Raw genomic sequence first — 24,497 nt, 5'->3', positions numbered from 1 at the left:
TCCAGCGCCGGAGAGGAAGTAGGGATGCAGGCGAGCCGTCCCAAGCCCAGGCAAGCCACAAACAAAAACCCGGGCGCAGCGGCCCGGGTTCGAAGGAAGACGGAAAAAGCCCCGATCAGGCGGCCTGCTCCAGGCTCGCCTTCCATTTCCCAAGTGCGGCCAGATGGTTCATGTGGGCACGGTGGGTGAAGGCGGCCTGGCCGGCGGCGACGTTCGAGGCCTTGCCGCTCCACGCTTTCTGCGGTGCGGCCTGCAGGGCGCGGCCATAGGAGAAGGTCAGCTTCCACGGGTGCGGCCCGATGGCGTTGATGGCGTTGAGGTTGGCGGTCGCTTCCTCGTCCTCCTGGCCGCCGGAGAGGAAGGCGATGCCAGGCACCGCTGCCGGCACGGTCTCGCGGAACAGTTTTATCGTCATTTCCGCGACTTCTTCCGGGCTGCTCACCTTGCCCGATTTCCTGCCGGCCAGCACCATGTTGGGCTTTAGGATGGTGCCCTCCAACACGACGCGTGCGGCATGGAGCTCGTCATAGAGCTTGATCAGCGTCGCCTTCGAAATCGCATAGCAGGTGTCGATGTCGTGGGCGCCGTCCATCAGCACTTCCGGCTCCACGATCGGCACGATGCCGGCTTCCTGGCAAAGTGCTGCATAGCGGGCGAGCGCATGGGCGTTCGAACTGATCGAATTGGCCGAAGGCACGCCCTTGCCGGTGTCGATGTCGATCACCGCGCGCCATTTGGCGAAGCGGGCACCGAGCTTGTAGTAATCGGCAAGGCGCTCGCGCAGGCCGTCGAGGCCCTCGGTGACGGTGTCGCCGGGGAAACCGGCCAGAGGTTTGGCGCCGGCATCGACCTTGATGCCGGGGATGGCGCCGGCCGCCTTGATGATATCGACCAGCGGCGTGCCGTCGGCGGCCTTCTGGCGGATCGTCTCGTCGTAGAGGATGACGCCGGAAATATACCGGGTCATCGCCTCCCTGGCGCGGAACATCATCTCGCGGTAGTCGCGACGGCTGTCGGCGGTCGATTCGACGCCGATGACGTCGAAGCGCTTCTTGATGGTGCCGGAACTTTCGTCGGCGGCCAGCAGGCCCTTGCCATCGGCCACGATCGCGGCGGCAATGTCTTCGAGACGTTCGCTCATTCTGCTTCTCCTGAAACGGTTGTCTTCCGCGCTTAACGGAAGTCTACCGCCAAAGGAATGGCATCGGAAAGCTCGAATCGATTGAAAGTCTTGAGAGCCCTTGCCCGCTCTCTTTGTGTTGATCGAGGCGTTCGGTTTAGCCGCATTTCCGCGGCGCCAGACGTTTCCGCCTGGCTGAAGAATGCATTAGTGCTTCAGCACGTCGACGCCGGGCAGCGGCTTGCCTTCCATCCATTCCAGGAAAGCGCCGCCGGCGGTCGAGACATAGGTGAAGTCGTCGGCGACGCCGGCATGGTTGAGCGCCGCCACCGTGTCGCCGCCGCCGGCGACCGAGACCAGCTTGCCGGCCTTGGTGCGCGCCGCCGCGTGCTTCGCCGCCGCCACCGTCGCATGGTCGAAGGGCGCGATCTCGAAAGCGCCGAGCGGGCCATTCCAGACCAGCGTTGCGGCGCGGTCGATCCATTCGCCAATGGTCGTTACGGTTTTGGCGCCGACATCGAGGATCATGCCGTCGGCCGGCACCTCCGAGATGGCGACGGTCTCGCAGGCCGCACCGGCCTTGAATTCCTTCGCGACGACGCCGTCGACCGGCAGGATGATGGCGCAGCCGGCCTCGGCCGCTTCGATCATGATCTGCTTGGCAGTGCTGGCGAGATCATGCTCGCACAGCGATTTGCCGACATCGGTGCCGCGCGCGGCAAGGAACGTGTTGGCCATGCCGCCACCGATGACCAGCGCGTCGACCTTCTTCACCAGATTCATCAACAGGTCGATCTTGGTCGAGACCTTGGCACCGCCGACAATGGCAACCACCGGCCGGACCGGATTTCCGAGACCCCTCTCCAGTGCCTCGAGCTCAGCCTGCATGGTGCGGCCGGCGAAGGCCGGCAACAGACGCGCCAGCCCCTCGGTCGAGGCGTGGGCGCGGTGCGCCGCGGAAAAGGCGTCGTTGACGAAGATGTCGCCGCAGGCGGCGAGCCTTTCGGTGAAAGCCGGTTCGTTCTTCTCCTCGGCCTTGTAGAAACGGGTGTTTTCGAGCAGCAGCACGTCGCCCTTGTCCATGGCGGCGATGGCGCTTCCCGCCGTGTCGCCGACGCAATCGCTGGCGAAGCCGACGGGCCGGCCAAGCACATCGGCTGTCGCCCTGGCGATCGGCTCCAGCGAGAATTCGGGCGAGGGGCCATCCTTGGGCCGGCCGAAATGGGCGAGCAGGATCACCTTGGCGCCCTTGCCGGACAGTTCGGCGATGGTCGGCGCGATGCGTTCGATGCGGGTGGCGTCGGTAACCTTGCCGTCGGCGACAGGCACGTTGAGGTCGACGCGCACCAGCACGCGCTTGCCGCTGATGTTGCCGATGTCGTCGAGGGTCTTGAAGGCGGCCATGCAGGTTCCTTTCGCAAAAAATCGGGGGACCATACCCCGCGCCAACGATGATGCAAGGCTTAGGCTAGGTTCGATACGAAATTTTGAAGTCGGGACCAGGGCTGTGCCGGCAACTGGGCGAGGGGTAGCGCAGCGATCGCCGTGTCAGCTCTCGGTCGCAGCCTTTTCCGCTGCCGGTTCCGGCGCCGGCTTCTCGTCCGCCCGCGCCTCGGCCAATTGCGTCTCGGTCGGTTTGCGCCAGTTGCGGATAAAGGCAGAGAGCCGGTCGCCGATTTCGCCGGCGCTCAGGAAAACCGGCACCCGCGCCACCGGTGCGGTCGGCTCGAAGGAAAGGCCGAGGCCCATGATCTTGCCCTTGTCGTCGACGTCGCGGACGATCAGCTCGATCGGACCGAGCAGCACGCGGTCGGCATATTCGGCATGGCCGCCGAGCCGCGCGGTGACCAGCGCGCCGACGGTGAGCTTTTGCTCCGCTTCGGTCAGACCGGGCGCATAGGCGGCCTCCAGTTCGGCGGCGGAGCGCGCCGGGTCCACGGCGAAGGCGCCGAAGAAATCCGCATCCTCGGGATCGACAACGGCGCGGCTGGCGAACAGCTTGTCGAGCAGGCGCGGATAGCGATCCGGCACGAAGATATAGACCTGGTCGCCGGCGGCGAGCCTGCCCATGTCCTGGAAGCGCATCGAGCGCCCGTCGCGCAGCACCAGCGAGGGCCGCGCCCAGCGCGGAATGCGCTCGCCGCGCGCCACGGGACTGCCGTGTGCCACGCGATAGGCAAGAAGCTCGTGATGGGCCGAGCCCGGCAGTTCCAGCTCGACCTTGTCCAGCGGGCCGAGCCGCGCCGGCACGATCAGGCCGAGACGGCGCGCCAGCGGCCCGACCGTCCAGCCCTGGATGACCAGCGACACCAGCACGATGATGAAGGCAGTGTTGAAGATGACACGACCGTTTTCCAACCCGCCGAGCAGCGGGGTGATGGCGAGCAGGATCGACACCGCGCCACGCAGGCCGACCCAGGAGACGAAGGCGACTTCGGGGCGCGGCAAGCGGAACGGGATCAGGCAGAGCCAGACAGCGATCGGGCGGGCGACAAACATCAGGAACAGGCCGAGCGCTATCGCCGGCACCATGATCGCCGGAAATTGCGACGGCGTCGCGAACAGGCCGAGGATCAGGAACATGATGATCTGCGCCAGCCACGACATACCGTCCTGGAAGCGTTTCAGAATGGTGACGGCGCGGATGTCGGAATTACCGGCGATCAGGCCGGCAATATAGACCGCCAGGAAGCCCGAGCCGCCGATGGCGCCGGCGGCGGCAAAGATCATCAGCGACAGGGTCAGCACGAAGATCGGCAGCAAGCCGTGATCGAGATTGAGCCGGTCGACGAGGCGCACGATGGCAAGGCCGCCAAGCGCGCCGACGACGGCGCCGAGGCCCATGTTGAGCAGGAAGCCTAAGACCAGGCTGGTGACCAGCACATTGGCCTCGGGGTTGGCGTGGGCGGCGATGATTTCGACCAGCGTGATGGTGAGGAAGATGGCGATCGGGTCGTTGGTGCCGGATTCCACCTCGAGCGTGGAACGCACGCGCTCGCGCAGATTGATCTCGCCGGCGCGCAGCAGGAAGAACACCGCCGCGGCATCGGTGGAGGCGACGGCGGCGCCGAGCAGGAAAGATTCGAGCCAGGTGAGGTCGAGCAGGTAGTGGGCGGCGGCGCCAAACAGGCCGGTGGTGAGAAGCACGCCGAAGGTCGCCAGCGACAGCGCCGGTCCCGCCGCCTGCCGCAAGGCGTTGAGCGGGGTGCCGAAACCGGAATCGAACAGGATGACGGCCAGCGCCAGTGAGCCGGCAAAATAGGCGATGCGGGCGTTGTCGAACTCGATGCCGAGGCCGTCGGTGCCGGTGGCCAACCCGATGCAGAGAAAGAGAAGCAGAAGCGGGGCGCCGAAGCGGAAGGCGATCAGGCTCGAAAACGCGGCGGCGACGACAAGTGCTGTGCCGACCAGCGTGACGAGATAGATCGCATGCTCCATCCTGAAATCAGCCCCTCAAATTCGTCTGTCTCCTGGTTTACGGCAGAGTGGGGCGAAGACGTGACCAGTGCAAGGCGGCGGGGTGGTTTTTTGCCCTATGCCGCTGATTTTCGAACGCTTTGGCGCTCAGGGCACGATTTGAGAAGGCGCACGGCGCTCGCATGAAAAACGCCCGGACAAGCCGGGCGTTTCAGGTCTCGAAGGAAGGCGTTGCGATCAGGCGATGGTCTTGCTGAAGGCGACCGCCGTGTCGGCCATGCGGTTGGAGAAGCCCCATTCATTGTCGTACCAGGACAGCACCGAAACGAAGTTGCCGTCCATGACCTTGGTCTGGTCGAGCGCCATGATCGAGGAGCGCGGATCGTGGTTGAAGTCGATCGAGACGTTCGGGTGATGGGTGACGCCGAGAATGCCCTTCAGCTTGCCGTTGGACGCAGCGATGACCGCATCGTTGATCTCCTGGACGGTGGTCGGCCGCTTGGCGATGAACTTGAAATCGACGACCGAGACGTTCGGGGTCGGCACGCGGATCGAGATGCCGTCGAGCTTGCCCTTGAGGTCGGGCAAGACGAGGCCGATCGCCTTGGCGGCACCGGTCGAGGTCGGGATCTGCGACAGAGCGGCGGCGCGGGCGCGGTAGAGATCCTTGTGCATGGTGTCCAGCGTCGGCTGGTCGCCGGTGTAGGAATGGATCGTCGTCATCATGCCCTTTTCGATGCCGACCGTTTCGTGCAGCACGGCGGCCAGCGGCGCCAGGCAGTTGGTGGTGCACGACGCGTTCGAGATGACGATGTGGTCCTTGGTCAGCTTGTCGTGGTTGATGCCGTAGACGACGGTGAGGTCGGCGCCTTCGGCCGGCGCCGAGACCAGCACGCGCTTGGCGCCGGCGGTCAGGTGCGCTGCGGCCTTGTCACGGGCGGTGAAGATGCCGGTGCATTCGAGCGCGATGTCGACGCCGAGTTCCTTCCACGGCAGTTGCGTCGGATCCTTGATCGCGGTGACCTTGAACTTTTCCTTGCCGACGGTGATCTGGTCGCCGGAGACCGAGACCTCGTGCGGGAAGCGGCCATGCACGCTGTCGAAGCGCAGGAGATGGGCATTGGTCTCGACCGGGCCGAGATCGTTGACGGCGACGACGTCGATGTCCTTGCGGCCTGATTCATGGATGGCGCGCAGGATGTTGCGGCCGATGCGGCCGAATCCGTTGATGGCAACTCTGACGGTCATTTTTCTCTCCCGGGGAGCTGGAGGGCAGACAATGGGTCCGCAGCTTCATAGCGGCGGAAGCGGAAAGAATCCAGCCGCAGCGACATGGATTTAAATCGATTAGGTTGGGCCAGTCCGGCGAAATCGCTTTGTGCGGTTTCGCCGGGGCACTTTTGCTTCAGCCTGTCGTTGTCCCAAACTGCGATACGCTTTTGGGCGACATGCAAGACCTTACTTGCCGTGCAAGCGGGCTTCCGCTGCCTTGGCGGCGGCATCGGCGGTGATGCCGAAATGCGGATAAAGCTGTTCGATGGTGCCGCTGGCGCCGAAGCCGGTCATGCCGATGAAGATGCCGTCGGAGCCGATGAGATGATCCCAGCCCTGGCGGATGCCGGCTTCGATCGCCATCTTGATTGGCGCGTTGCCGATCGTCTTCTTGCGGTAGTCGTCGCTCTGCTTGTCGAACAATTCGAAGCAAGGCATCGACACGACGCGGGTCGGATGACCATGCTTTTCCAGCAACTCGCGGGCGGCAAGCGCAATCTCGACCTCGGAGCCGCTGGCGAAGATCGTCACCGCGGCCTCGCCGCTGGCTGCGGCCAGTTCGTAGCCGCCCTGGCTGCTCAGGTTATTGGCCGAGAATTCGGTGCGCACCGTCGGCAGGTTCTGGCGGGTCAGCGCCAAAGTCGAAGGCGTCTTTTCCGACTCGAGAGCGATCTGCCAGCATTCGGCGGTTTCCACCGCATCGGCCGGACGGAAGACGTTGTGGTTGGGAATGGCGCGCAGTGCCGCCAGATGCTCGACCGGCTGATGGGTCGGGCCGTCTTCGCCCAGACCGATGGAATCATGGGTCATCACGAAGATCGAGCGGATGCCCATCAGCGAGGCCAGCCGCATCGACGGACGGGCATAGTCGGAGAAGCACATGAAGGTGCCGCCATAGGCGATCAGGCCGCCATGCAGCGTCAAGCCGTTGAGTGCAGCGGCCATGCCGTGCTCACGGATGCCGTAGTGGACATAGCGCTGGCCATAGTCGTCCGGCGTGATGTTCTTGGTCTGGCTGGTCTTGGTGTTGTTGGAGCCGGTCAGGTCGGCGGAGCCGCCGATGGTCTCGGGCACGGCGCCGTTGATGACCTCGAGCGCCATTTCGGACGATTTGCGGGTGGCGACCTTCGGCTTGTCGACCGAGAGCTTCTTCTTGTAGTCGGCAATGACGGCGTCGAAGTTGGACGGCAGCTTGCCGGCGATGCGGCGCTCGAACTCCGCCTTCAGCTTCGCTTCGGCCTTGGCGAGGCGGCCTTCCCAGTCGGTGCGTGCGTTGACGCCGGCCTTGCCGGCGGTGCGCCATGCGTCGAGGATGTCGGCCGGAATCTCGAAGGGCGGCGAATCCCAGTTGAAGAACTTCCGCGCGCCGGCAATCTCGTCGGCGCCGAGCGGCGAGCCGTGTGCCTTGTTGGTGCCGGCCTTGGTCGGCGCGCCGAAGCCGATGGTCGTCTTGCAGGCGATCATCGTCGGCTTGTCGGAATGGCGGGCGGCTTCGATGGCATAGGCGATCGCTTCTGGATCCGTGCCGTCGATGTGGCTGGCGTTCCAGCCGGACGCCTGGAAGCGGGCGACCTGGTCGGTGTTGTCGGCGAGCGACACCGGGCCATCGATCGAGATGTTGTTGTTGTCCCAGAAGACGATCAGCTTGTTGAGCTTGAGGTGCCCGGCAAGCGCGATGGCCTCCTGGCTGACGCCTTCCATCAGGCAGCCGTCGCCGGCCAGCACGTAGGTGTAGTGATTGACGAGGTCGTTGCCGAAGGCGGCGTTCATGATGCGCTCGCCGAGCGCGAAGCCTACCGAATTGGCGAGACCCTGGCCGAGCGGGCCGGTCGTCGTCTCGATGCCGGTGGCGTGACCATATTCAGGGTGGCCGGCGGTCTTCGAGCCCAACTGGCGGAAATGCTTGATCTGGTCGATGGTCATGTCTTCATAGCCGGTCAGATGCAGCAGCGAATAGAGCAGCATCGAGCCGTGACCGGCCGACAGGATGAAGCGGTCGCGATCGGGCCAGTGTGGCGCCTTGGGATCATATTTCAGGAAGCGTGTGAACAGCACCGTGGCGATGTCGGCGCAGCCCATGGGCAGGCCGGGATGGCCGGACTGAGCCTTCTCGACGGCGTCCATGGAGAGAAAACGGATCGCATTGGCCATCCGGTCATGTTGTTCACGCGACGTCATGGTTCCTCCAGAAATGGGGGTTTGGGGGCTGGGGAGAGCCCTGGAAAAGGGTGCGCGACACATAGCAGGCGCGGGCTTTTAGTCAACAAATCGGTGCGTATTTGCCGGTCTTATGATGCCGACGGCGGGCCTACATTAGCGTTAGCAGGGGACAGTCGCGAGAGCTTTGTTGACGTTGCCTTCACCCGGTGCCTAATGTTTCGCGGATAACGCGTTCTGAACGCGAACGATTCGGTGATGGGCAGGGCACAGGACGAAGGCCATGACCGGGGAAACCACGCTCAAGGAAGTCATCTCCAGGCTGGGTAAGGCCATCGAGGGGCTGGAAAATGCCGTCGCGGCCAAGCTCGAGCATGAACGCGATTACTCGGAAGCCGAGGCCGAGGTACAGCGGATGAATGCCGACAGATCCCGGCTGGCGCAAGAACTCGACAATTCCGAAGCGCGCGCCGAAAGGCTGGAAGACGCCAACAAGGAAGTGTCGCGACGGCTGGTGACCGCCATGGAAACCATCCGCGCTGTGTTGGACAGATAGGGCTGGACAGGTAGGCTCATGGCACAGGTCACGGTTTCCATCGACGGCAAGCAGTATCGGATGGCCTGCGACGAAGGCCAGGAAGAGCACCTGATCGATCTTGCGGAACGCTTCGACCGCTATGTCTTGCATCTGAAGGACTCATTTGGCGAGATCGGCGACCAGCGGCTGACGGTCATGGCCGGCATCATGGTGATGGACGAGCTCTCGGAGTTGCAGAAGCGCGTCAAGGGCATGGAAAGCGAAGTGCTGACCTTGCGCAAGACGCGCGACGATGCGCTGACCAAGGCCGACAAGAACGACAGCGTGCTGACCAACGCGCTTGGTGCACTGGCGCAGCGCATGGAAGATCTGACGGAGACGCTGGCGGTCAACAAGGCTTGAGGCGCACGGAGCCTTCCTGTCCACACCAGGCTCGCATGCGCTGGCGTTGCCGCCATCGGCACAAAAATGCTCGTTCTGCCGCCGACAAGAGTTTCATATTATCTCGCGGCCGCGATTTTTGCGCTAAGATGCAGCAATGCCGGAGCGTGGGGACGCCTTGATGGCGGCATGGTTTGCCGCCCGTAGCCCTCTCTGCTGGCAGGATTTGTTTCAGGGGAGATGTGCCATGAGCCTTCGTATCAACGACATCGCGCCGGACTTCACCGCCGAGACCACGCAAGGGACGATCAAGTTCCATGAATGGATCGGTGACGGCTGGGCGATCCTGTTCAGCCACCCGAAGAATTTCACCCCGGTCTGCACGACCGAGCTTGGCACGATGGCCGGGCTGGAGGGCGAGTTCAAGAAACGCAATGTCAAGATCATCGGCATTTCGGTCGATCCGGTCGAAAGCCACGGCAAATGGCAGGACGACATCAAGACGGCGACCGGCCACTCGGTGAACTATCCGCTGATCGGCGACAGGGACCTCAAGGTCGCCAAGCTTTACGACATGCTGCCGGGCGGCGCCGGCGAGACGTCGGAGGGCCGCACGCCCGCCGACAACGCCACGGTGCGCTCGGTCTATGTCATCGGGCCGGACAAGAAGATCAAACTGGTGCTCACCTACCCAATGACTACGGGCCGTAACTTCGACGAGATCCTGCGCGCGGTCGATTCCATGCAGCTGACCGCCAAACACCAGGTGGCGACGCYGGCGAACTGGAAGCAGGGGGAGGATGTCATCATCACCGCCGCCGTCTCCAACGAGGATGCAATCAAGCGTTTCGGCGCCTACGAGACCATCCTGCCCTATCTCAGGAAGACCAAGCAGCCATCCGCCTGACCACTTCGGAACAGTTTTTGGCTTTCTCGCCGCAGCGAGCGAAATGATACTTGACTGGGTCACGCGAGGGGGCAACCATGCTCCCCTTGGGTACCGGTAGAGAAAATCATTCCTACCGACCAAAGCGCGTCGCTTCTGAATGGATTGAGACGGCGCGCTGAGGTCTGAGTTGTTATGCATGTCGTTCTCCCAAAGCCGGGGCCACTTTTGGGCGACATGCATCAAGGGTTGGGGGAGCTGAAATTGGACCTAGCTTTGGCCAGGCCGCAGGTCAGCGGCTTCTATGACAAGCCGACCGGGGCCATCCAGTATGTCGTCGCCGACCCGGCGACGAAACGATGCGCCATCATCGATCCGATCCTCGACTTCGACGAGAGGTCCGGCGCCACGGCGACGAAGAGCGCCGATGCCCTGCTCGACTTCGTCAGCGAGCAGGGGCTGGGCGTCGAGTGGATCCTCGACACCCATCCGCATGCCGACCATTTCTCGTCGGCGCACTATCTGAAGCAGAAGACCGGCGCGCCCACGGCGATCGGCGAGAGGATCGTCGACGTCCAGAAACTGTGGAAGGCGATCTACAACTGGCCGGATTTTCCCGCCGACGGTTCGCAATGGGACAGGCTGTTCGGGGAAGGCGAGACCTTCCGGATCGGCACCCTTCCGGTCACCGTGCTGTTCTCCCCCGGGCACACTCTGGCCTCGATCACCTATGTGATCGGCGATGCCGCCTTCGTCCACGATACGCTGTTCGTGCCCGACAGCGGCACCGCGAGGGCGGACTTTCCCGGCGGCAGTGCAGCGCGGCTTTGGCATTCGATCCAGGACATCCTGGCGTTGCCGGACGAGACGCGCGTTTTCGTCGGCCATGACTATCAGCCCGGCGGACGAGAGCCGTTGTGGGAAAGCACGATCGCGATGCAGAAGGCCAGCAATATCCACCTCGTTGCCGCGCGCACCGAGGCCGATTTCGTCGCCCTGCGTGAAACCCGCGACAGGACACTGCCGATGCCGAGGCTGATCCTGCATGCGCTGCAGGTCAATATGAATGGCGGACGGCTGCCTGACCCGGAGGCCAATGGCCGGCGGTATCTGAAATTTCCGCTGGACTCGCTTTGACCTGACGGTGCTAGACAGCGGCACAAAAAAGGCGGCGTCAGTTTCCTGACGCCGCCTTTGTAATTTTGTTGCCGAGCTGGCCTTAAGCCGCCGGCTGCGCCTCGATGGTGCGCAGCGCCTGGGTCTGGCGCTTGGCGGCGGCCTTGACCGCGTCCTGCACCTTCTCGAAGGCGCGCACCTCGATCTGGCGCACGCGCTCGCGGCTGATGTCGAACTCGGCCGACAGCTCTTCCAGGGTCAGCGGCTCCTCGGCGAGGCGACGAGCCTCGAAGATGCGCCGCTCGCGCTCGTTGAGCACGGCAAGAGCGCCCGACAGCATGCCGCGCCGGTTTTCCAGCTCGTCCTGCTCGATCAGCATCTCTTCCTGGCTTTCATGGTCGTCGACCAGCCAGTCCTGCCATTCGCCGGATTCGCCTTCGCTCGCCCGGATCGGGGCGTTGAGCGAGGCGTCGCCCGACAGGCGGCGGTTCATCGACACCACTTCGGCTTCGGAAACGTTCAGCCTTGTGGCGATCTCGGCGATCTGGTCGGGCTTGAGGTCGCCGTCATCCAGCGCCTGGATCTTGCCCTTCACCTTGCGCAGGTTGAAGAACAGGCGCTTCTGGTTGGCGGTCGTGCCCATCTTGACCAGGCTCCACGAGCGCAGGATGTACTCCTGGATCGAGGCCTTGATCCACCACATGGCGTAGGTCGCGAGGCGGAAGCCGCGCTCCGGTTCGAATTTCTTGACGGCCTGCATCAGGCCGACATTGCCTTCCGAGATCACCTCGCCGATCGGCAGGCCGTAGCCGCGATAGCCCATGGCGATCTTGGCGACGAGCCGGAGGTGGCTGGTGACGAGCTTGTGCGCGGCCGTGGTGTCCTCATGCTCGGCATAACGCTTGGCGAGCATGTACTCTTCCTGCGGCTGCAGCATGGGAAAGCGGCGGATTTCTTCCAGGTAGCGGCTGAGGCCGCCTTCGCCGGAAACAATACTGGGTAGTGACTGGGCCATGATAGCGCCCCCTCTCTATTGGAGTGATGCCCCCGAAACGCGGCGGGCATGTGACGCGAGCACCAAAAGGCTCGCCCGCGACATCAGATATATACAGGAACAAAACCAGAAAAGACAGGCGTTTGTTCAACACGAAACAGTGTGTCACGCTGAAGTGAACAATGCCAGTCAGGTTTTTTGATGGCTAGCTTGAAGCTTGTTGGTGACCGGTTCAGAGCTTGCGGAAACCGCCGACGAGTTCCTCCATGTCCCTCGGTATCGGCGCCTCGAACCTCATCGTTAGATGGGTAGTCGGGTGGCGAAATGCAAGCAGCCAGGCATGCAAAGCTTGCCGGGAAAATGCCTTGACCTGGCTTTTCAGCGGTTCAGGCAGCCGGTTGGCCTTGGTGCGGAAGGCCTGGCCATAGTCGGGGTCGCCAATCACCGGATGGCCGATATGCGCCATGTGGACGCGGATCTGGTGGGTGCGGCCGGTCTCGAGCCGGCATTCGACCAGGCTGGCTGTGGCGAACTCCTGCTGATCGACGCCGAAGCGCTCCCGCACGGTAAAGTGGGTGACGGCATGGCGGGCGTCGTCGCGTCCTTCCGGCACCACGGCGCGGCGCACGCGGTCGGCGGCGCGGCCGAGCGGCGCGTCGACCGTGCCCGTCGGCCGCTGCGGTATGCCCCAGACCAAAGCCAGATAGGCGCGTTCGAGATCGCCGGTCAGGCCGTGATCGGCGAAGGCTTCGGACAGCGACTTGTGGGCGCGATCGGTCTTGGCGACCACCATGACGCCGCTGGTCTCCTTGTCGAGGCGGTGAACGATGCCCGGACGGCGCACGCCGCCGATGCCGGAAAGGCTGTCGCCGCAATGATGGATCAGCGCGTTGACCAGCGTGCCGGTCCAATTGCCGGCGCCGGGATGCACGACAAGTCCGGCCGGCTTGTTGATGACGATCAATTCGTCGTCCTCATAGAGCACATCGAGCGCGATGTTCTCGCCCTGTGGCTCCGCTGGTTCCGGCTCCGGCATGGCGACCGAGACGCTTTCGCCCGGCGTCATCTTGCGTTTGGTCTCGTCGACCGGCTTGCCGTCAATCGAAACCGCGCCCTGCCTGATCAGCATCTGCACGCGGCTGCGCGACATGTCCGGGCCGAGGCTCGCAGCCAGCCATTGGTCGAGGCGCTGACCGGCCGCATCCGCGCCCGCCACCAGCACGGTGGGCGCCGCCGCTATGAATTGGTCCTCTATCAATTCAGGGGCCTCTTCGCTATGAGCGCTCATTGAAAAACCGTTCCGGACTATTTGCCATGGCCAGCCCAATTGCCGAGGAAGATCAGGAGAAACCGCTCGACCCCGAGGTCGAAATGGTGCGCAGGAAACTCGTCCGCTTCGTCGGGATCAATCTCGGCCTGCTGTTCCTTGCCCTTATGGTGGTGATCGGCGCCCTTGTCTACAAAGCGCGCAACGCACCGCCGGCGAACCCGCCGCTGGCCGGCGACATCCAGATGCCGGCCGGCGAGCCGGTCAGCGGCGACATCGTGCTGCCGGTCGGGGCCAAGGTGGTCAGCCAGTCGCTGTCCGGCAACCGCGTCTCCATCGACGCCGAGCTTGCCGACGGCAGCCGCACGATCTTCGTCTACGACATGACAGAGCGCCGGGTGATCGGCCGTTTTGCAATTCGCAACAAATGAGCGGGTTCGCCGAATATCGTCGCGTCGCGACCGTCGCCCTGGTCGTCGCCAACTATGACGAGGCGATTGCCTGGTATGTCGAGCGGCTGGGCTTCCTCCTCGTCGAGGATGTCGATCTCGGCGGCGGCAAGCGCTGGGTCACCGTCGCGCCGGCCGACGGGCAGGGCGCGAGGCTGCTGCTGGCCGAGGCTTCCGACGAGGCACAAGAGAAAAGCATCGGCAACCAGACCGGTGGCCGTGTTTTCCTGTTCCTCGAAACCGACGATTTTGCCCGCGACCATGCGGCGATGCTGGAGAAGGGCGTCGAATTTCGCGAGACACCGCGCTTCGAGCCCTATGGCACGGTGGCGGTTTTCGCCGATCTGCATGGCAATCTCTGGGATCTGATCGAGCCGAAACGGTAGGCCTGTGGCCGGTTTTTCCGCGATGCGGTAAAGCGGCCGAACCCCAGTTGCTTTTTCCCTGCCGTCAGCCTATATCGCCGGTTCTTGAACGCGCCCATCGTCTAGCGGTCAGGACACCGCCCTCTCACGGCGGGAACAGGGGTTCGATTCCCCTTGGGCGTACCAAGAAAATCAATAGCTTAGCTCGCTTGCGCTCCGTTGCATCGAATATTCACCGAATAAACGGCTGCGTACAGTAGCGAATGCTGGCAACTAAGAACTGGCTGTTCGGCGATCGACATCCATCGCATAGCTGGAGCCGGCCACCTGCCGCCCGTCCTTGTGGCGGCAATCGCCAATATCCCGGGCAACCGGGAGCCGAGCGCCAAGGTGTTTCAATAATCATCGCGGGACACGGCCAAGTCGCCGTGGCGGGCGGCAATCAAACAGGCAAGGATCAAGCCGCGACGGCGACACGGTGGTCATCGCCGGAATGCATCCGATTCGCCAGCATGGATACGCCGGAGCTCCATCGCGCGCATTGCGATCCCGAGCTGCGGCTTGGCCTGCTGGCGAAGCGGCGCATGGTCGAGCTGCTCGCGCCGGGCAAGCTCATCGTTCACCCTGGCGACCCGCGACGGCCGGCTGAAAGACCGCTGTGGCCGGACGCCGTGACGATCAAGGTCAAAGGCAAGGATGTCGGCGAGATCCTGATTGCCGACATCGCCGATCCCCGCACTTCGGGCATTCCGAAGCTCATCCGCAAAATCTCTTGTTGTGCGGCTGCATCTTGCCATCGGCCAAAAGGAGCCGTTCAGGCTCGGTCATGCCAAACCAAAGCTGCCATTCAAGGCCCCGTTGGAGACATAAGTTTCGGGTCCAATTCGGATGAGACAGCGTAACTCCGAACTGGATCTCGCGCCTCGGGTCTCCAGACGACGAACACTCAGGTATCTGGAAGTGCCTGGATGTGTTCTCGCACCTGTCTTGCCGTGCCGATTGGTACGGCGTCCAGCGCTGCACGTAATACGGCTTTCGTTCGGGCCCACCCAGGGGTGGTCGATGCAATGCTCTCAAGTATGGCGGGTACACTTAGTCTCGGCGTAGCCAACAGCGCGGAGGTGTCGCATAGTCGATCCCATGCCTGGGTCACGAGATCGGAGAATGGCACAGCGACGAAGTTGCCGAACTGAGGCTGGTTCAGGTAGTGTGCGGCTAATGACTGCGCCGTGATCAGTTCTGAAGGCGTTCGATCGCGACCCAGAGCAGCTATAGCGGCAAGAGCGTGAGCTTGCCAGGTCGGATTCTTGTCGACAACCTTCCACCATGGATCATCCAGACCGAACAACACAGTTTCGACATCCGCCAGGAAGCTCCGAAGTCGGTCGTAACTAGTATGGGATGGCAAATCTTGCTGCCATTTGCGAAGGGGTATCTTCATGATGGCTCCCTTCGCCATCAAACTCACTATCGCCAGCAAAATGCGGTAAAAGAAGAAAATTTCATACGAATCCGTCAGTGGCTGAATCGGAGGGTCATCTTCGAGTTTGCCCAACCCGTCACGCCCAGCCTCGCGTTCGGATGCGAGGTAGGCAAGGTATGAGATCTCCCGGATGGTATCGTTCATGAGTGGTGCCATGTCCGACGTGGCGATGGCGAGCCGATTGAAATTGCTCCAGGTCGTCGCCAAGACCAGACCGTCTTTTGTTCCCCGTACCCACTCGGAGAGACGTATGGCAACTGTAGGGCCGCGGGCCACCGATAGGTCCAGCTCCAGGAGTTGGCTAGCCAATAAGGCTGTGCTTGCTGGGCGCTGTTCGCCCCAGTTGAGCGTGTCAAGCGAACTAGGCATACCAATGAAAGTTTCTGGATCGACGGCACCTTCGTGTCGCTCACCCTTCACGTCCGCGAGCACCGACTTGATGGCTTGCGATCCGAATTGCCGAACAGACAGCAATGGTTCCGGTGGTGGTTCACGACCATCTTCGATCAAGCGATCAAGCGCGACCCCAAAGGCATCCACCGCACTGCGTGTACTGTTGGCCAAGTGAAGAGCCAGACCCTGGTCGAACATAAGACCCACAAACCTTTCAACAGGGTCTTCGTCGAGGAGGCTAGAAGCAGCTTCCGCGAACCGGCTCGAACACAATGACCATTGTTTGGCACGTCCGGCCGCAATTGCCGCTTCGCGCAGGATGTCCGTCAAGTAGGGTCGAGGTACATCAAGGTCGGGGAGTATTCGATCGTAGATTTCGAGGGCTTCCGATACCGCTGCCGAACGCCACAATACCTTCGCTTTGGCCGCCAGCACTCGAGTAGGATAGCCCAGCTTCTTGGCTGAACGATCGGCCTCCACAATTGCGATCGGGGCGTCTTCCAGATCCTCGTCGATCACGCGGATCAACAATGCTGCTGCGGCATTGGCGAGCGCAGGTGCTCTCGCATCGATAGCTACCTCGACCGTCCGCTTAAGCAGCGCCGCGAAACCTGTCCAATTCGGCTGCGTTTTTCGGATCTCACTCAACCACAATCGATCAAGGGTGTGGGCGGCCACATCAATGTCACCGGTGTGACCTGGCAAAACCGACCTTTTTTCGTCGTTCCCGAGGCTTCCGATGATATCCAGAAACTCTCCGAATTCTTCAGCGTCTGAGACGGAACGGAGCAGGGTGAGCGACACGATTGGCGATAGGTCCGGCCAGTTCGAAGTAATGTCGCGCCCCTCGCGCCCATATCTGGCCAGTGCGTCTCGTACGGTCCCCGCGAGCCGCATGAAACGCAAACCCAGATCGACGGAGGCCTGCACGTCTCGATCGAGACTTTCCAGGCTCATCAACTGCCACAGAAACAGGAAATCGAAGAAACCAGCAGCAATATCGCTCGCATCGCGCTCGTCTGCCTCCTTTAGTGCTTGCGCGACGATTGCTTCAAGTTTGTCCGGCTCGGCCTCCGCGGCTATACGCAGTTGGAGTATCCGCAACACGGCCGTGTCGATCGCAGCCTTAAACGGAGATTTCGTTTGCTCACCTACACCGAACGACGCAAACATACCGGCGGATTCTCCGATCTGTTTCCAGACCTCCGCCGACGCGTCCAGTAAGCTTGGCAATAGAGACACCAGAGGTCCGGCTTTTCCGCTGAGCATGGAGTGCAACAGAAGAGTTGCAACGTCTGTGGCTGAAAGCGAGCGATCTGCGAGCCATGCCCACGCGATGCTGCCGTACATGGCGGTGCTCCACGGCTGTCCGCGGGTCTCTGCACCGAGCCCACGCAACAAAGGCGAGACGCGGAGATCCGAAGTGTCCGTTACCTCCAGCCACGGCCCCGTCAGCCGGTCGATTGTATGTCCCGGTTCGTTGAGAGCGGGCGGAATCCTGCCCACAGCCATCAGACGCAAGCGGGATATGCGGCCGATCACCAAGCTCGCCCGAGAAAGCAGCTCGCGCTCGTCCTCCGACAGAGCCGAAACCATCCGCCTCGCTTCGGCGCGAACGTCGACAAGTTCCGAAGTAGGAGATAGCCACTCCCTTATAGATGGCGACGGCCAGCCCAGCTGTTGCAAGGCATAGAGACGGGCATCAACCAACTGCGGGTGGCCGCTCGTGGACGCGAAGACGATCTTCGACCATGTATCTGCCGCGTCGGCTGGGCACCCGGCTTCGATGAAATAGGACGCAATCTCGTCGGACTCGAACAGTGGCGCCGCGAACGTATGGTCGTCTGTCAGATTGACGGCCTCCGCTACCCGTGGCGGCAATCGCTGGGCCCCTGTTATCAGCAATTCACTTTTCGTTGCCGTCAATGCGGCCGTCAATCGACCTAGCGGCGGCAGCAGGCTTCGAGGGTCGTCGCCCACTTCGAGATCGTCCAGCACAATCGTAATCGGCGAACCTTGCTTCTCGATGATCTCCGCGGCTGCATCTAATCTTGCAACGAGGGCGGTCTGGGGGAGGTCGCGCAGGTCGATCCATCCGGCGGTGTGCGAAAATTCGGTGACCACCGTCGCAAGGAGCGTCTTGCCCACGCCAGTGGAGCCGTGGATCAACACCGTACCGCCATGGAGCGCATCCCCAATGGCCGATTCCAGTTGCGGGCGAGCCAACCGGCGCACTGGCGTACGTGGTGGTTTCGCAATCGTGCGATCGACGTGCGCTACCTCCGTTTGGGCCGTGCCCTTGCCGGTAAGCTGCTTCATCAGCTCCATGAGCTGAGCCATTGGGATCGTCACCGATCCCGCCGCCTCCAGCACGCGAATATAGTCGCCCCTCCGGAGCGGTGCGCGCGAGGAGTCGGTTGCATTTGCCCATGCTTTGACATGGAGCGCCCCCAACGCACCTGCGGAATGAGCCGCGCTAATGCCTCTGGGCTCGCCGAGCTCGATTAGCCTGTTCTCTATGCGCATCCGTAGCTCTTCGGCCCCGGGCTGATTTGTGACCCACTCCAATGGCTCGACGATCCGCGAAATAAAACTTTCGACCGAAGCTGTGCGAAGCCAGTTGCGGAAGGACACCGGTAGCTCGCCGCGTGCTCGGAGGAAATCTTGTATGATTTTGGCAGTGGCTAAGGATATCGCGCTTGAAGGCGCGCACCGGATCTCCTGCCAAGCTGCAATCCCGGGCGACGACAGCGGAAGGTCGTTGCCTCGCTCCTGGCCGATCCCCGAGGTCGTCAGGTAACGGAATTGGATGGAGATGCCTGGATTGCGCTCGGAGTGCTGCCATAAGTTGCCGATAGCCGCGAGGGCGTTGACGCTACGCAAGGTCAGGTTGCCCGACCCTACGGTGTCCTTCACCTGTTCCACCAACGCGTTTGCCGCATCTATCCGATCGAGATCCTCTGCACCTTCCAGATAGAGGATTTGCCCTTCGGAGAGGTCGAGCCATGCTTCGATGCTGCGCAGCATTTGGTAGGAATATCCCCGCAAAGAGTCCACCGCCTCTCGCGCTGGATCATTCTTCAAGGGGGTAAGACTTTTATCGTTATCCATGACCTGATGTAGGACCAAGCGCCATAAGCAAGCAACCGGCAAACACCGATGGCGCGGTACTCGCGTACCTGATCTGGGTATACAATGATAAGCCAGCTAATAGTGTAGTCGAGGCCAGATGAGGACAGTACGCCGTCCAACAAAACGTCCGCCTATTCGCTGCTCGCCGGATGCCGAGATCCACGCCTGCCGTGTCGGCAGGTGATCGCAGCGCGACCGTGGACCGGCAAGTGCGGCTGTGGTGCGAATTCAGCAGGCCTTCGCCATCACCGCTTCCCGTCGCCGATCCTCTCGCTCGCGTGGCCAGTCCGAATACAGTGGCGTGAGGGTAAGATGGGTTATCCCGATTTGCTTGTCGTCGCGGCCGGCGTTACCGCACCCTGCAATAGGCGGGAATGTTCAAAGGCGCCCCAGTAGACCCAATGCCCGAGCCGGCTCGAGCGTGGTGTGTTTTACAGGGCGGTCCAGGGGTCGAAGAAGACGAAGAAGACGAAGAAGACGAAGAAGACGAAGAAGTGGGAGCCTCCCGTCAAGCTGTCGCAACGACCGCTCGCGGATACGCATCGTAACTCCCCGCAACACCGAGTTTGACTCAATATCGCACGGTCGTTTCCGTTCCGTTAGCTATTGCTAAACAAGTCCCTCAAAAAACCCGCCGGCCGAGCCAGCGGAGTTCTGGGGTAGCCAGAGTGTGGTCTGGCAGATTACAAACGGTCCGACCGGACTTTTGATTCAGGATTTACTGAAGCGGCCATGGAAGCCCCGCCAGAGCTGGCCCGCGTTCAGTTGCGCCGATGATGGCGGCGGCGCTGGCGTCAGGTTGAGGAAGTAGCTGACCTATGACTTCTGGGAAGCAAGCGATCAGCGATGCGATCGACAGTGCGATCCGCAATCGCGTGCACTTTACTGTCTTTGGGCCACATGACCTGTATTCGTGGGTGTGGGCAGCTTGGGCGCACCGCAACTCGTTCTACCTTATGCCGACAGGATTGGGGCGGGCGCAAAAGGTGAGCCTCCATGCCGACCACAAATTCCGGCTGGCCTTCGACAAACATGATGTCGAATACCTTCGCTCACGCAACAGCCGGGGTTTTATTGATGAGCGCGCAACCGTGGTCTGGGAAAAACCCATGTTGCCAGAAACGGGCGCCGTCGAGGTTGTATCACTGACTATCCCCGCAAAGCATCTTGCCCTTGGTGAGCAAGTAGGAAAGCCGGGAAAGGGCCTATTTGCTTTTGGCATAACGAATTGCGAGAACGCCGCACAATTCCGTTTCTTCATGTCCAAAGAGCCAGCCGCGACCCTTGAGCCAAAATTGAGCGTGATGGGGACGCCAACATTTTTCTTCGGTTTGGACAATGGCGAGAACGTTAGCATGGTTGTGCGCGAGGTGCCGTTCAGTCCGCCCACTATGACATCGCCGCACGGTGTTSCGCGGATGGATTTTCCTGCAGATGTGCAGCATGCACTGACCGACTGCCACTCGTTGCTGCACTCGCACCCGCCCGATGGGGGTGCTCTTCACATTTGGGAAGCCGGGGGCGTCTTGCTGGACATGACCAGGCGCCGCCTTGCCGTCAGTCCGGCTGGGAAACCTCTGAACCCAGATTAAAGGCGCAGCCGCGCCGCGCTATTCAACGCCGCTTGTCCGGCGCCGGCTTGCGTTTGCGCTCGACTGGCGCAATCCTTCCCTCTTTGAGGGGCATTCAATTTAAAGTGACGATGAAGCACCGAAGGCAAGGCCAAAATCTCCCCATATCGTTCGGCTACAGGCCTCCGTGGATGGGTTGCTCGACAGGACTAATCAGCTCATCGAGCGGACACACATCGGGCGCGTGCTAACCTTCACGGCAGTTTTGGAAAACGAGCTGCAGGTTGCATTGGACAGTCATATGGCGCACCGATCGAAGAAGATGAGCGAGAAGTTGTACGATTCCAGCGGCCCACTTGCCACCTTCTCAGCCAAGATCAAGATCGCACTAGCGTTCGGCATAATCCCGACGGATCTGGCGGCCGAGCTCGACAAGATCAGAAACATCAGGAACAAGTTTGCGCACACGCGCGAGGCCATTTCGTTTCAGACACCTGAAATCATAGAGGCGGTCAACAAATTGTCGAACGCCATCAAAGACAAGGCTACTGACGATATCTTCGGCGAGGCCTGTCGCCTGGCTATAGGCGGCCTTCTGAGTGCCAGGAAGCCCCGAGATCCTGCCAAAACTTAACGAGACGGACGGACGGCGCCAAGCCTGTTGATCAGCGCCTGGATGTCGAGCTTTGTCGATTTGCAGCACATCGGGTGCCTGCAATTGACATAGACGGTTTCGCGGGCTTCGAAGATCGCCACGCCRCCAACGTGTCAGTGACTTTGACTCATTTTGCGTGGCCACGACGTGAGCGGTGCCGTGGCGAGCGGGATTGAAATCCGCGTCGGAACGAACCAGGCAGTCCGCCAGACAGATCGATGAAGAAGGATGAGAAGGAACTTCCCTGAAGGAAACGAAAACGCTATCGATCGACATAGCCCAAGACCTCTAGTCAGGTTGCGGGTCAGGCCTTCGTTCGGTGTTACCAGCACCTGCGAACGCCGATTTCTGTTGCTCCGAAAGCGAAGCATGCGCAATCAATCGGGATCCGCGAAGGATCTCAAGCCGGCCGGCTCAGGAGAGCTCCGTTATGGTTAACGGCGGTGACTTGCTGATGGAGATGCACTCGACTCGCATAAAGAAGGCAAACCTAGCTTGTAATCCGAGGTAGAACCCCCCGCGCATGGGCCGAGGTGACGCCTTGGTCCTTGCGGTCGCCCACGAAGGGCATCGACGGCGGCGTCGGTTGGTGGCAAAAAGCGAGCCGCTAGAACCGAAAGGCGACAATGGCCAAACTCACGCTCTCTCAGCTCACCTCCCTTCTGTTCAAGGCGTGCGACGAACTTCGTGGCAACATGGATGCGAGTACAAGGAGTACATCTTCGGCGTCCTGTTTCTGAAGCGGTGCAGCGACCTGTTCGACCAGCAGCGTGAAAAGCTCACGGCCAGTCTACGCGCCCGTGGTCTTGGTGGTGAACGGCTCGCAAACCTACTGGAAAGTCGGGACCAGTACACCTTCTATGTACCCCCTGAATCGCGCTGGGCAACCATTCGGCATCTTAAGGAGGACGTCGGCAACGGCCTCAATTCCGCGCTTGGCGAGCTTGAGCGGCACAATAAGGACCAACTTGAGGATGTGCTCGAACACATCAATTTCAACCGCAAGATCGGACAGCGCACACTCAGCGACGACACTCTGGTCGATTTCATCCAAGTGTTCGAGAAAATCCCCCTGCGCGACGAGAACTTCGAGTTTCCCGATCTGCTCGGTGCCGCCTACGAATACCTGATCAAATACTTTGCCGACTCGGCCGGCAAAAAGGCAGGCGAGTTCTACACTCCCGCAGATGTCGTCCGCACGATGGTCGAGATCGTCGATCCGCAGCCTGGCATGAGCATCTATGACCCGACCGTCGGTTCGGGCGGCATGCTGATCCAGTCGCGCGATTATATCCGCGACAACGGTGGCGATCCAAACAACCTCTCGCTCGCTGGGCAGGAGTCGCAGGGCACGACCTGGTCGATCTGCAGGATGAACATGATCCTGCATGATATCCAGTCGGCTGACATCCGGCAGGAGGATACGCTGTCCAAGCCTCAGCACCGGGCCGACGACAGCGAACTGACCCGCTTCGATCGGGTGCTGGCCAATCCGCCATTCAGCCAGAACTACAGCGCCAAGGACATGGAGTTCAAAGGCCGCTTCGTGAAATGGATGCCGGAAAAGGGCAAGAAGGCGGACCTGATGTTCGTCCAGCACATGCTAGCGGTGCTGAAAACTAACGGGCGCATGGCGACGGTGATGCCTCACGGCGTGCTGTTCCGCGGCGGCGATGAGAGGGACGCGCGCGAGCACTTCGTCCGCAACGGATGGCTGGATGCTGTCATCGGCCTGCCACCCAGCCTATTTTACGGCACCGGTATCCCCGCCTGCATTGTGGTGATGAACAAGGATCATGCGGAGACCCGCAAGGATGTGCTGTTCATCAATGCCGACCGCGAATACCGCGAAGGCAAAGGGCAGAACTTCCTACGGCCCGAGGATATGGCGAAGATCGTAGATGTCTATCGCCGGAGGCAAGATGTGCCGGGCTATGCCTGCGTCGTGCCCATCACCGAGATCGAGGCGGAAGGGTTTAACTGCAACATCCGCCGCTATGTCGACAACGCCCCGCCGCCCGAGCCGCAGGACGTGCGGGCACACATCCATGGCGGGGTGCCTGTGGCTGAAGTTGATTCGCTTGAACGCTTCTGGCTCAACTATGACGGCCTGCGCCACGCCTGCTTCGCTCCACGCACCGGCGATGTGGCCAACTGCGATTTTTCCGCCGCGATCGCCACACGGCGCGATATCGCCGAGCTGGTCAAGGCCCATCCCGGCGTATTGGCTGCACATCAGGATTTCATGCTCCGCCTAACGAAATGGTGGCAGGTGAACGAGCCCGCGATCGTACAGCTTGCACCGGGGGATGCGGCGGCAGGCGGCCGCGGCGGCAACGTATATGCGCTGCGCCGAGCACTAGTGGCCGATATCGACGCAATGTTTGCCGACCAGAGGCTGCTCAACCCCTTCCAGATTCGCGGGGCCATGGCGCGGTACGTCGATGGCCTCAAGACCGACCTGAAATCGGTGGCTGCGAGCGGCTGGGATGCGGAGCTGATACCCGACGACGAAATCCTGCAGAGCGAGTTTCCCGAATTGATCGAGGAACTGACTGCCAAGCGTGTTCGGATTGACCAGGTGCTTGCCGCATTCGCCGCCGCAGACGAGGAAGGCTATGAGGACGAAGACGACAGCGGCGTTCTTGCCTCCGCCGAGGTCAAGCGGCTGAAGGACCTGCTCAAGATGCAGGGCGCTGAACTGAAGGCGCTGGTTCGGACGGCGCAAGGGGCCGCGCCCGATTTGGCTGCTGAACTGGGGCTGCCCAAAGGCGCGGCCAAACTTGGCAAGCTAGGCGATCCCGATTTCGTCGCCGTACACCGGCTGGCGGCGGAGGCCGCAAAGGCAGGCAGCACTTCGCACTTCGCGGCGCCGGTCCAGGTGCTCGCGCATCAGGGTCAGTTGATCATTGACTCGCTTGCTGATGCGGACAGCCGGCTGGTCCGGCACAAGGCGCTGGAGGATGAAGCAAAGGCGCTGAAGGCCGAGCTGCGCGCGGCAGAAAAGAAGCGGGAGGAACTGGTTGCCGCAGCCCGGCAAATGATCACGCCAAACGTGGCGCGAAGCCAGATTCTCGCCCGCTTCCGTAACATCCTGTTCGAAACCTACCGAGCCTATCTCGACGCCGACCGGCGGACGGTGAGCACGGGAATTGAGAAGCTGCACGACAAATATGCTGTAACGCTGCGTGACATCGAGGACAAGCGCACCAAGGCGGTGGCGGAGCTGGACAGGTATCTGAAGGCGCTTGGCTATGTTTAAGTGGCCATCGGGCAATGTCCGGCTAGACTCAATTGCTGA

At 61.7% G+C, this 24,497-nt stretch carries 18 protein-coding genes and 1 tRNA gene; 11 read left to right on the top strand and 8 right to left on the bottom strand.

Annotated features, from left to right (window positions below):
- Nucleotides 1-115: 115 nt before the first annotated feature.
- From AC1D0I_RS17815 to tkt, 5 genes are all read right to left on the bottom strand, one after another.
- Nucleotides 116-1,141 carry a class I fructose-bisphosphate aldolase gene (locus AC1D0I_RS17815; RefSeq protein WP_457150470.1) on the bottom strand — a complete coding sequence of 342 codons (1,026 nt, stop codon included), beginning with the start codon at nt 1,139-1,141 and terminating at the stop codon, nt 116-118.
- Between the two features lie 186 nt (nt 1,142-1,327).
- Nucleotides 1,328-2,524 carry a phosphoglycerate kinase gene (locus AC1D0I_RS17810; protein WP_477396727.1) on the bottom strand — a complete coding sequence of 399 codons (1,197 nt, stop codon included), beginning with the start codon at nt 2,522-2,524 and terminating at the stop codon, nt 1,328-1,330.
- Between the two features lie 144 nt (nt 2,525-2,668).
- Entirely contained in the window at nt 2,669-4,558 is a 1,890-nt protein-coding gene (locus AC1D0I_RS17805; protein ID WP_477299936.1) for a potassium/proton antiporter, read from the bottom strand.
- A gap of 216 nt (nt 4,559-4,774) precedes the next feature.
- Nucleotides 4,775-5,785, bottom strand: coding sequence for a type I glyceraldehyde-3-phosphate dehydrogenase (gene gap / locus AC1D0I_RS17800; RefSeq protein WP_095089351.1), 1,011 nt, complete (start codon nt 5,783-5,785; stop codon nt 4,775-4,777).
- Nucleotides 5,786-5,995: 210 nt separating this feature from the next.
- Nucleotides 5,996-7,987, bottom strand: coding sequence for a transketolase (gene tkt / locus AC1D0I_RS17795; RefSeq protein ID WP_477396725.1), 1,992 nt, complete (start codon nt 7,985-7,987; stop codon nt 5,996-5,998).
- 262 nt (nt 7,988-8,249) lie between these two features.
- Here tkt and AC1D0I_RS17790 point away from each other — a divergent pair, with 262 nt between their 5' ends.
- The 4 genes from AC1D0I_RS17790 to AC1D0I_RS17775 all read left to right on the top strand — a co-directional run bounded on the left by AC1D0I_RS17790 (nt 8,250) and on the right by AC1D0I_RS17775 (nt 10,908).
- Nucleotides 8,250-8,522, top strand: coding sequence for a DUF4164 domain-containing protein (locus AC1D0I_RS17790; protein WP_095089347.1), 273 nt, complete (start codon nt 8,250-8,252; stop codon nt 8,520-8,522).
- A gap of 18 nt (nt 8,523-8,540) precedes the next feature.
- Nucleotides 8,541-8,906 carry a cell division protein ZapA gene (locus AC1D0I_RS17785; RefSeq protein ID WP_095089345.1) on the top strand — a complete coding sequence of 122 codons (366 nt, stop codon included), beginning with the start codon at nt 8,541-8,543 and terminating at the stop codon, nt 8,904-8,906.
- Nucleotides 8,907-9,132: 226 nt separating this feature from the next.
- Nucleotides 9,133-9,792: a peroxiredoxin gene (locus AC1D0I_RS17780; protein ID WP_477396723.1), complete on the top strand. Its 660-nt coding sequence runs from the start codon at nt 9,133-9,135 to the stop codon at nt 9,790-9,792.
- A 243-nt stretch (nt 9,793-10,035) separates the two neighbouring features.
- A complete protein-coding gene (locus AC1D0I_RS17775; RefSeq protein ID WP_477396721.1) occupies nt 10,036-10,908 on the top strand; it encodes an MBL fold metallo-hydrolase in 873 nt (290 codons plus the stop codon).
- An 82-nt stretch (nt 10,909-10,990) separates the two neighbouring features.
- Here AC1D0I_RS17775 and rpoH read toward each other — a convergent pair whose 3' ends face one another.
- Together rpoH and AC1D0I_RS17765 are read right to left on the bottom strand one after the other, a co-directional pair.
- A complete protein-coding gene (gene rpoH, locus AC1D0I_RS17770) occupies nt 10,991-11,902 on the bottom strand; it encodes an RNA polymerase sigma factor RpoH (protein WP_095089340.1) in 912 nt (303 codons plus the stop codon).
- 211 nt (nt 11,903-12,113) lie between these two features.
- The gene (locus tag AC1D0I_RS17765) at nt 12,114-13,169 is read right to left on the bottom strand and encodes an RluA family pseudouridine synthase (protein WP_477396719.1); all 1,056 of its coding nucleotides are present in this window, start codon (nt 13,167-13,169) and stop codon (nt 12,114-12,116) included.
- A gap of 26 nt (nt 13,170-13,195) precedes the next feature.
- Between AC1D0I_RS17765 and AC1D0I_RS17760 the strand changes: the two genes are divergently transcribed.
- The 4 genes from AC1D0I_RS17760 (at nt 13,196) to AC1D0I_RS17745 (ending at nt 14,864) form a co-directional block, all read left to right on the top strand.
- Nucleotides 13,196-13,579 carry a fimbrial protein gene (locus AC1D0I_RS17760; RefSeq protein WP_477396717.1) on the top strand — a complete coding sequence of 128 codons (384 nt, stop codon included), beginning with the start codon at nt 13,196-13,198 and terminating at the stop codon, nt 13,577-13,579.
- Entirely contained in the window at nt 13,576-13,983 is a 408-nt protein-coding gene (locus tag AC1D0I_RS17755) for a VOC family protein (RefSeq protein ID WP_477396715.1), read from the top strand. Before AC1D0I_RS17760 ends, AC1D0I_RS17755 begins: the two co-directional genes overlap by 4 nt.
- Nucleotides 13,984-14,073: 90 nt before the next feature.
- Nucleotides 14,074-14,148: transfer RNA gene (locus tag AC1D0I_RS17750), tRNA-Glu, on the top strand.
- 242 nt (nt 14,149-14,390) lie between these two features.
- Nucleotides 14,391-14,864: a hypothetical protein gene (locus AC1D0I_RS17745; RefSeq protein ID WP_477396713.1), complete on the top strand. Its 474-nt coding sequence runs from the start codon at nt 14,391-14,393 to the stop codon at nt 14,862-14,864.
- Between the two features lie 44 nt (nt 14,865-14,908).
- Here the strand turns inward: AC1D0I_RS17745 and AC1D0I_RS17740 are convergent, their stop codons facing one another.
- Nucleotides 14,909-18,865, bottom strand: coding sequence for a P-loop NTPase family protein (locus AC1D0I_RS17740; protein ID WP_477396712.1), 3,957 nt, complete (start codon nt 18,863-18,865; stop codon nt 14,909-14,911).
- A 923-nt stretch (nt 18,866-19,788) separates the two neighbouring features.
- On the opposite strand from AC1D0I_RS17740, the gene AC1D0I_RS17735 reads away from it, so the two are divergent.
- The 3 genes from AC1D0I_RS17735 (at nt 19,789) to AC1D0I_RS17725 (ending at nt 24,458) form a co-directional block, all read left to right on the top strand.
- Nucleotides 19,789-20,562, top strand: a complete 774-nt coding sequence (locus AC1D0I_RS17735) for a hypothetical protein (RefSeq protein WP_477396709.1) — start codon at nt 19,789-19,791, stop codon at nt 20,560-20,562.
- A 166-nt stretch (nt 20,563-20,728) separates the two neighbouring features.
- Nucleotides 20,729-21,175, top strand: a complete 447-nt coding sequence (locus AC1D0I_RS17730) for an MltR family transcriptional regulator (RefSeq protein WP_477396707.1) — start codon at nt 20,729-20,731, stop codon at nt 21,173-21,175.
- 562 nt (nt 21,176-21,737) lie between these two features.
- Nucleotides 21,738-24,458: a type I restriction-modification system subunit M gene (locus AC1D0I_RS17725; RefSeq protein WP_477396705.1), complete on the top strand. Its 2,721-nt coding sequence runs from the start codon at nt 21,738-21,740 to the stop codon at nt 24,456-24,458.
- Nucleotides 24,459-24,497 lie beyond the last annotated feature (39 nt).

The organism is Mesorhizobium sp. P2_D1 (assembly GCF_056404455.1).
Note: the sequence above shows the minus strand (reverse complement) of the source record. Positions and strands in the feature narration are given on the sequence as shown.

Excerpts from the sequence above, each read along its gene's own strand:
- AC1D0I_RS17815 (WP_457150470.1), bottom strand. The coding sequence starts at position 1,141 with ATGAGCGAACGTCTCGAAGACATTGCCGCCGCGATCGTGGCCGATGGC.
- AC1D0I_RS17810 (WP_477396727.1), bottom strand. The coding sequence starts at position 2,524 with ATGGCCGCCTTCAAGACCCTCGACGACATCGGCAACATCAGCGGCAAG.
- AC1D0I_RS17805 (WP_477299936.1), bottom strand. The coding sequence starts at position 4,558 with ATGGAGCATGCGATCTATCTCGTCACGCTGGTCGGCACAGCACTTGTC.
- gap (WP_095089351.1), bottom strand. The coding sequence starts at position 5,785 with ATGACCGTCAGAGTTGCCATCAACGGATTCGGCCGCATCGGCCGCAAC.
- tkt (WP_477396725.1), bottom strand. The coding sequence starts at position 7,987 with ATGACGTCGCGTGAACAACATGACCGGATGGCCAATGCGATCCGTTTT.
- AC1D0I_RS17790 (WP_095089347.1), top strand. The coding sequence starts at position 8,250 with ATGACCGGGGAAACCACGCTCAAGGAAGTCATCTCCAGGCTGGGTAAG.
- AC1D0I_RS17785 (WP_095089345.1), top strand. The coding sequence starts at position 8,541 with ATGGCACAGGTCACGGTTTCCATCGACGGCAAGCAGTATCGGATGGCC.
- rpoH (WP_095089340.1), bottom strand. The coding sequence starts at position 11,902 with ATGGCCCAGTCACTACCCAGTATTGTTTCCGGCGAAGGCGGCCTCAGC.
- AC1D0I_RS17765 (WP_477396719.1), bottom strand. The coding sequence starts at position 13,169 with ATGAGCGCTCATAGCGAAGAGGCCCCTGAATTGATAGAGGACCAATTC.
- AC1D0I_RS17760 (WP_477396717.1), top strand. The coding sequence starts at position 13,196 with ATGGCCAGCCCAATTGCCGAGGAAGATCAGGAGAAACCGCTCGACCCC.
- AC1D0I_RS17755 (WP_477396715.1), top strand. The coding sequence starts at position 13,576 with ATGAGCGGGTTCGCCGAATATCGTCGCGTCGCGACCGTCGCCCTGGTC.
- AC1D0I_RS17740 (WP_477396712.1), bottom strand. The coding sequence starts at position 18,865 with ATGCTGCGCAGCATCGAAGCATGGCTCGACCTCTCCGAAGGGCAAATC.